General features: G+C 65.7%; 2 protein-coding genes. One reads left to right on the top strand and one right to left on the bottom strand.

The annotated features are described in order from the left end of the window. Window positions 1-634: tyrosine-type recombinase/integrase (locus U858_RS0132910; RefSeq protein ID WP_025141332.1), on the bottom strand; the 634-nt coding region annotated here is incomplete at its 3' end. A 185-nt stretch (window positions 635-819) separates the two neighbouring features. Between U858_RS0132910 and U858_RS0132915 the strand changes: the two genes are divergently transcribed. After that, on the top strand, window positions 820-1,281 hold the full coding sequence (locus tag U858_RS0132915) for a hypothetical protein (protein ID WP_025141333.1): 462 nt from the start codon (window positions 820-822) through the stop codon (window positions 1,279-1,281). Window positions 1,282-1,390: the final 109 nt, after the last annotated feature.

Consider the following 1,390-nt stretch of genomic DNA (forward strand, 5'->3'; position numbering starts at 1 on the left):
CCCAGCGCCGCAGCGCCTCGCGCGCTCGGGGCGTCAGGGGTACGTCACGGGCGCGGCCGTTCTTGGTATGCGGCAGATGCACCACGCCGTGCATCAGGTCCAGGTGTTCACGCTGGATACCTACGACTTCAGACCGGCGCATGCCTGTTTCCTTGGCCACGGTCAGGATGGTCGGCAGTTCGGCCGACCGGGTGGCGCGGATGATCCATTCCAGTTCCTTGCGCGGGCAATCATCGTCTGACACCCCGCGCAGCGTGATGCGGTCAAAGAGACGTCGATCGCGTGCGTCATCCACCGCCGGCCTGCGCACCAGCTGCACGGGGTTGGCCAGTTGGTCAAAACCCCAGTCTTTGCGGATCACGGTGTAGACGTGCGACAGGAAAGCCATGCGCCGCACCACGGTGGCCGGCGCCCGGTCTTTCAGCCATTCGTCGCGCAGTTCGGTCAAGTCCGAGCTGCGAATACGGTCGACCGGCCGGATGGACAGGCGCGTTGCGCGCCAGATGCGCGCAATCGACTGCTCGGCGGTGTGGCCTTTCTTCGTGGCGGACACCTCGGCCAGGTAACGCGTCAGCGCGTCGGCGAGGGTGGGGGCGGGCTTGCGGCGGGGCTGACGACGGGTCCAGGGTTTCATGACGATTCGGGCTAGGGGGTAAGACCAATAAACGGAAACAGCATAAATGCCGAAGCAGGCGGGGCCTGGGGCAAACGGACGACAGTGTCGCCCGGATTTCAAAATTCTCATCCGGCGCGCCACCGCGGCGCCCGTGATGTTCGCGGGAGGCAGCAATGCGCGCCGTCGACAGGAGCGGTGTAACCATGGAACCGGGATCTACGGGATTGGGCGGTTTTGCCGCCCTGAAAATTGCGATGGCGTTCGGCATGCCGGCCGCGATGGCGGCGTTGATCGGCATGTTGCTGATGCCGCCGCGCTCGCCGCGCGAGTTCGTGGCGCGCACCGCTTGCACGGTGGTCAGTTCATTTCTGTTCGGGCCGATATTGGCGATCGGCATGATCGCCTGGATGCCCGACATCATGTCCTCCGCCTACTGGATGGCCGAGCGCACCGGGCTGGGTGAAGACGGGCTGCTGGCCATGTTCTACGTGCTGGGCCCCTGCATGCTGCTGGCCGGGTTGCCGGCCTGGTGGGTGCTGGGCGCCTACCTGCGGTTGACGGCCAAGCTGCAGAACCAGGACCTGGTGGACTGGGCGGTCGAGATACGGCGCAAGACGCTGGGGTTGGAAACGCAATCAGACAAGGAGGGCAAGCATGACGCTTGACCAGATCATGGATAGCGCGGTGCGGCCGGCGATGGCGCTGTTGCCCGCGCGGATGGACTCGCGGCAGGCGCATTGCCTGCTCTTGGCCATCGGCCTGCAGGAAAGCCGC

The sequence above is a fragment of the Achromobacter sp. DH1f genome (assembly GCF_000633435.1).
Classification (GTDB): Bacteria; Pseudomonadota; Gammaproteobacteria; order Burkholderiales; family Burkholderiaceae_B; genus Achromobacter; species Achromobacter deleyi.